The organism is Kocuria sp. CNJ-770 (assembly GCF_001942375.1).
In the GTDB taxonomy this organism is placed as follows: Bacteria; Actinomycetota; Actinomycetes; order Actinomycetales; family Micrococcaceae; genus Kocuria; species Kocuria oceani.
The window spans coordinates 1-5,641 of record NZ_MKJW01000014.1; the positions used below are offsets into that span (position 1 = coordinate 1).

The following is a 5,641-nucleotide window of genomic DNA, read 5'->3' on the forward strand; positions in this document are numbered from 1 at the left end:
AAGGTGGGCACGATCTTCTCGATGCCCATCACGGTGATCAGGGTCTCGGGCAGGGTCAGGCACATCCGGCCGTTGCCTCGGACTCCACCACGGTCAGCGTCCCGGTCTCGGCGACGCCGAAGTTGGCCCCGGAGATCGCCACCGAGGTGGAGAGGAACTTCTCCCGCAGGTGGGACCGGGCCGCCTCGGCGAGGTCGCGCGGTTCGGCGGTGAGGCTCTCGTCGGTCTCGGGCATCTCGGCCAGGAAGATGTCGCGGATCTCGTGCCGGTTCTTGTGGATGGCGGGAACCAGGATGTGGGAGGGCTTGTCGTGGCCCAGCTGGACGATCAGCTCGGCGAGGTCGGTCTCGGTGGCCTCGATCCCGGCCGCGGAGAGGTGCTGGTCGAGGCCGATCTCCTGCGTGGCCATGGACTTGATCTTGATGACGTCGGTGGAGCCGGTGGCCTGCACGAGCTCGGTGACGATCCGGTTGGCCTCCTCCGCGTCGCGGGCCCAGTGCACGGTGCCGCCGCGAGCGGTGACGTTGCGCTCGAACTCCTCGAGCAGCTCCGGCAGGTGTGCCATGGCGCGCTCCTTGATCGCGGAGCCGGCGGCCCGCAGCTCCTGCCAGTCCGGCAGCTCACCGGCCACCCGCGCGCGCTTGCCGCGGATCGTGTGGGTGGCGTGCCGGATGTTGGCGCGCATCTGCGCGTTGCCCAGCTCGTGCTTCGCGGCGGCGGGGAACGCCGTCTCGGCGTGCAGGTTCCCCTGCCCGTGCACGGGACGGACGGCGGGCATTCCCAGGGCGGTGCGGCTCACCGGGCACCTCCTCGGGTGGCGGACGGCACGGACGTGGCGGACGGGCGCGACGACGGCACCGCGCGGCGCCCCTTCGCGGACGGGATGGACAGCTCCACCGGCCCGGAGACCTCCAGCGGGTTGCCCCGGGTCGAGGCGAGGATCTCGGCGAAGTGCACCGTGGTCACGCCGGCGTCCCGGCGGGCCATGGCCCCGCCCAGGTGCAGCAGGCAGGAGGCGTCGCCCCCGGTGCAGAGCTGCGCGCCGGTGGCGACGATGTTGTCGATCTTCTCCTCGGCCATCGCCGCGGACACCTCGGGAACCTTGAAGGAGAAGGTGCCGCCGAACCCGCAGCACTCCTCGGCGTCGGGCAGGTCCACGAGCTCGAGGTCGGCGACCGAGGCGATCAGGTCCCGCTGCCGGTCGCCCAGGCGCAGCAGGCGCATCCCGTGGCAGGACGGGTGGTAGGTCACCGTGTGCGGGAACCAGGAGCCCAGCTGGGCGGCCGCGTCGGTCACGCCGAGCACGTCGGTGAGCAGCTGGGAGAGCTCGTAGGTGTTCGCGGCGACCGCCTCGGCCTGCCGGGCCAGCTCCTCGTCGCCGCCGGCGCGGGCGACCATGGGCTGCTGGTGCCCCAGGGAGGCCACACAGGAGCCCGAGGGGGCCACGGCCACGTCGTAGTCGGCGGCGGAGAAGGCGTGGACGTGGTTGCGGACCACCGGCAGGGCGTCGTCCATGTAGCCGCTGTTGACGTGCATCTGCGAGCAGCAGCCCTGCCCGGGCGGGAACACCACCTCGTGGCCGAGCCGCTCGAGCACCCGCACGGTCGCCAGCGCGACCCTCGGGTACATCGCGTCCACGATGCACGTGGCGAACAGGGCGATTCTCATGCGGCCTCCGGACGGTGCGGGGAACGGGGACGACGACGCGCCGCCGCCTGTGGTCTGACCATGCTAGACCGGTGAGAGCGGTCACACAATCGAGCTCGGCCGACCCGGGGCCGAGCCCGTGTCCGGCTTGGGCGTGTGACCTGGGACATGTACTGTTCGTGCTCGTGCGCCTGTGGTCCGACCATAGGCGGCCCTGCCCACGGGTGCTCCCTGCCCCCGCCCGCCCCTCGTCCTCCGGAGATCGCGTGACCACCTTCACCTCCATGACCGATGCCGTCGGCGGGAGCGTCGCGCTCTCCGCCCTGGTCGGCACCGTCCCGCTGCTCACCTTCTTCGTCATGCTCCTGGGCGTGAAGGCGCGAGCCCACGTCTCGGGGGCCACGGCCCTGGTCGCGGCGATCGTCGTCGCCGTCCTGGCCTTCGGGATGCCCCTGGGACTGGCCCTGCTCTCGGCGACGCAGGGGGCGGTCTACGGCTTGTTCCCGATCGTGTGGATCGTGGTCATGGCCCTGTGGTTCTACCAGGTGACGGTGCTCAGCGGGCGCTTCGAGGACCTGCGGACGATCTTCGACACCATCGGCGGCGGCGACCTGCGCATCCAGGCGGTGCTCATCGCTTTCTGCTTCGGCGGCCTGCTGGAGGCCCTCGCCGGCTTCGGCGCCCCCGTGGCCATCACGGCCACGATGATCCTGGCGCTGGGACTCAAACCGCTGAAGACGGCGACCGTGGTGCTGATCGCCAACACCGCCCCCGTGGCCTTCGGCGCGATCGCCATCCCGATCACCACCGCCGGTGTGCTCACCGGGCTGGACCCCGCCCGGATCGGCGCGGTCGTCGGCCATCAGGCGCCGTTCTTCGCGGTCCTCGTCCCCTTCATCCTGCTGTTCATCATCGACGGAGTCCGCGGCTCCGGGAGGCCTGGCTCGCCGCCCTCGTGATCGGCCTCTCCTTCGCCGTCGCCCAGTGGTGGACCGCCACGTACTTCTCCTACGAGCTCACCGACGTGGTCGCGTCCCTCGTGGGCCTGGCCGCGGCCGTGCTCCTCCTGCGCTTCTGGCGGCCGAAGGGCGCCGACGGCGTCCGGGCCCGCCTCGGCGTGGACAAGCCCCCGGCGCCCGAGGGCCTGACCCCGGCCCGCGTGTGGATGGCCGTGCTGCCCTACGTCCTGGTGGTGGCCGTGTTCGGGGTCGCCAAGCTGTGGACCCTCGGCGCGGACGTGCCGGCCGCACTGGCCGGCACCGACGTGTCGATCCCCTGGCCCGGCCTGGACGGGCGCCTGCTCGACGCCGAGGGCGAGCCGCTCAGCAGCACGGTCTACAAGCTGCAGTGGCTCTCCAGCCCCGGCACGCTGCTGCTGCTCACGGGTCTGCTCGTGGCCGTCGTCTACTCGGTGTTCACCGCCGGGGGCCGCTTCCGGCTGTCGATCGGCGACGCGGTGGCCGAGATCGGACGCTCGTTCTGGAAGATGCGCTTCTCCGCCCTGACCATCATGAGCGTGCTCTCGCTGGCCTACGTGATGAACACCTCCGGGCAGACCATCTCCATCGGCACGTGGGTGGCCGGCATCGGCGCGGCCTTCGCCTTCTTCTCCCCCGTGCTCGGCTGGCTCGGCACCGCCGTCACCGGCTCGGACACCTCCGCCAACGCACTGTTCTCCAACCTGCAGAAGACCGCCGCCGAGGGCACGGGGCTGGACCCGCACCTGATGACCGCCGCGAACACCTCCGGCGGCGTGGTCGGCAAGATGATCTCCCCGCAGTCCCTCGCCATCGCCGCGACCGCCGTGGGCATGGAGGGCAAGGAGTCCGCGATCTTCCGCTCCGTCATCTGGTGGTCCGTGGGCCTGCTGCTCCTGCTGTGCACCCTGGTGTTCCTGCAGTCCAACGTGCTGGCCTGGATGGTCCCCACCTCCTGAGCGCCCACGAGGCCCCGCCGGATCCCGGATCCGGCGGGGCCTCGCCCGTTCCCTAGACTGGAGCGCATCCCGTCCAACGTCAGGAGCAGCCCGTGCCCACGGCCTCGCGCATGTACACCGTCGTCCTCGACTGGCTCGAGGAACGCCTGCGCTCCGGGGAGATCTCGGTGGGCGACAAGCTGCCCGGGGAGCGCCAGCTCGCCGAGGAGTTCGGCATCTCCCGCGCCTCGGTGCGGGAGGCGATCCGCATCCTCGACGCCATGGGCCTCGTGCGGTCCTCGACCGGCTCCGGCCCGGCCGCCGGCGCGGTCGTCATCTCGGAGCCCTCGGCCGCCCTGGGCTGGGCCCTGCGCCTGCACGTGGCCACCCGGTCCCTGCCGGTGCGGGACCTGGTGCAGACCCGGCTGCTGCTCGAGACGCAGTCGGCGCTGGAGGCGGCCGCCGCCCCGGAGACCCCGGAGCGGGCGGCGGCGCTCGAGCACGCGGCCGAGCTGGTGGCGGCCATGGACGACCCGCAGCTGCCCGACGAGCGGTTCCACGCCCACGACGCCGCGTACCACGTCCTGCTCTCCTCGCTGGCGGGCAACGTGGTGGTCGAGACCGTCATGTCCTCGCTGCGCCAGGCCACGATCGGCTACGTCCAGGAGACGGTGGCGGGACTCGAGGACTGGCCGCAGGTGCGGCGCACGCTCCAGCGGCAGCACCACGAGATTCTGCAGGCGTTCCAGGAGCGGCGGGGTCAGGACGCCGCCGCCGCGCTGCGGGAGCACATCACCTGGTTCTTCGGCCACAGCCGCGCCGGCGAGCGCGGACGGGACTGACCACCTTCCCGGACGGGGGGCACGAGAACGGCCCCACCGGAACCGGTGGGGCCGTTGCGCTCATCAGCGGTGTTGCACGGTAGGGGGCCATCGGCCGCTGGGGATGCAAGGTGATCCAAGCCTTGCGCGGCCGCATCCCGGTCCAGGGGGGACTATCCCGGGGCGGCCCCCTACCGTGAGCAGGTCGGTGGACCGTCCGGTCGGGTGCAGGGCCTCATGGGGGGACGGGCCGGGCACCGTGGGGACGTCTCTCGCTCCTCCACCGACTTCTTTTCTCTGCTCGCACTGACGATTCTGCCGTGTTTGCACATGCAGATGAATGCACTTTTGTCTACATTGCAGCTGGACTTCCGGCCTGACCCGAGCTCCGAGCAGCGGCTCAGAGGTCGCGCAGCTGGGGATCCACGAGACCGCTCTGGTACGCCTTGATGAGCGCCTGCACGCGGTCCCGCACGCCGAACTTCTCGCACACCCGGCCGAGGTAGGCCTTCACACTGCCCTCGGAGACGTGCATCTGCTCGGCGATCTCCCGGTTGCTGAGCCCCTGGGCCAGCAGGGTCACGGTCTCCATCTCCCGGTCCGTGAGCAGCGAGCGCAGGGTGTCGTCCGCCGAGCGCGCCTGCTGCTGGTCCGGCACGGAGATGACGTTGTCCGCCAGGGCCCGGGCGATGGCCGGGGAGAGCGCGATCTCGTTGTCGAGGACCTGGTTCACCGCCGTGATGATCTCGTCCGGCCGGGCGTCCTTGACCAGGTAGCCGGCGGCGCCCGCACGCAGGGCCGGCACCACGAACTCCAGGGTGGAGAACGTGGTGAGGGCCAGGACCTTGGAGCGGGGGCTGCGGGAGGTGATCTCCCGAGTGGCCTCGATGCCGTCCATCACGGGCATCTTCATGTCCATGAGCACCACGTCCGGATCGGACACCAGACAGCGGTCGACGGCCTCACGCCCGTTGGACGCCGTCCCGATGACGTCGAACCCCGGCTCGGCGGAGAAGAAGGACTTCAGGGCCTCCAGCATCAGCGGCTGGTCGTCCACGACGAGAACTCTGGTATCAGTCACCCGCACAGTCTATTTTTCCCTGTCCCCCAAAGTGCAAAGCGTCATCTTCGACTTAAGTCACAAACACTCTGGACAAAGGTAGATGGACCGCTCCTGTTAACGTTGGCAAAGTTGTTGTTACCAGAGCAGCACACCCCCCTCGCAGCCGGGACATCTCTCCCCCATCCCGGCCGCATC

Annotated in this window: 3 protein-coding genes and 2 pseudogenes; 2 read left to right on the forward strand and 3 right to left on the reverse strand. The window is 70.7% G+C overall.

From position 1 onward, the window contains the following. Together BJF77_RS00775 and BJF77_RS00780 are read right to left on the reverse strand one after the other, a co-directional pair. A pseudogene (locus BJF77_RS00775) lies at window positions 1–799 on the reverse strand (LUD domain-containing protein); the annotation flags it as partial. Then, window positions 796–1,668 (reverse strand): (Fe-S)-binding protein, encoded by an 873-nt coding sequence (locus tag BJF77_RS00780; RefSeq protein WP_075871009.1) that lies wholly within the window; start codon window positions 1,666–1,668, stop codon window positions 796–798. The gene BJF77_RS00780 and the pseudogene BJF77_RS00775, both read right to left, overlap by 4 nt. A 263-nt stretch (window positions 1,669–1,931) precedes the next feature. Between BJF77_RS00780 and BJF77_RS00785 the strand changes: the two are divergent. Together BJF77_RS00785 and BJF77_RS00790 are read left to right on the forward strand one after the other, a co-directional pair. Continuing rightward, a pseudogene (locus BJF77_RS00785) lies at window positions 1,932–3,583 on the forward strand (L-lactate permease). A 110-nt stretch (window positions 3,584–3,693) separates the two neighbouring features. After that, a complete protein-coding gene (locus BJF77_RS00790) occupies window positions 3,694–4,404 on the forward strand; it encodes a FadR/GntR family transcriptional regulator (protein ID WP_047801978.1) in 711 nt (236 codons plus the stop codon). 379 nt (window positions 4,405–4,783) lie between these two features. On the opposite strand, the gene BJF77_RS00795 is transcribed toward BJF77_RS00790, so the two are convergent. Further along, window positions 4,784–5,464 carry a response regulator transcription factor gene (locus BJF77_RS00795; RefSeq protein WP_075871010.1) on the reverse strand — a complete coding sequence of 227 codons (681 nt, stop codon included), beginning with the start codon at window positions 5,462–5,464 and terminating at the stop codon, window positions 4,784–4,786. Between the last annotated feature and the right edge of the window lie 177 nt (window positions 5,465–5,641).

Coding starts and splice junctions, on each gene's coding strand:
- BJF77_RS00780 (WP_075871009.1), bottom strand. CDS start 1,668: ATGAGAATCGCCCTGTTCGCCACGTGCATCGTGGACGCGATGTACCCG.
- BJF77_RS00790 (WP_047801978.1), top strand. CDS start 3,694: ATGTACACCGTCGTCCTCGACTGGCTCGAGGAACGCCTGCGCTCCGGG.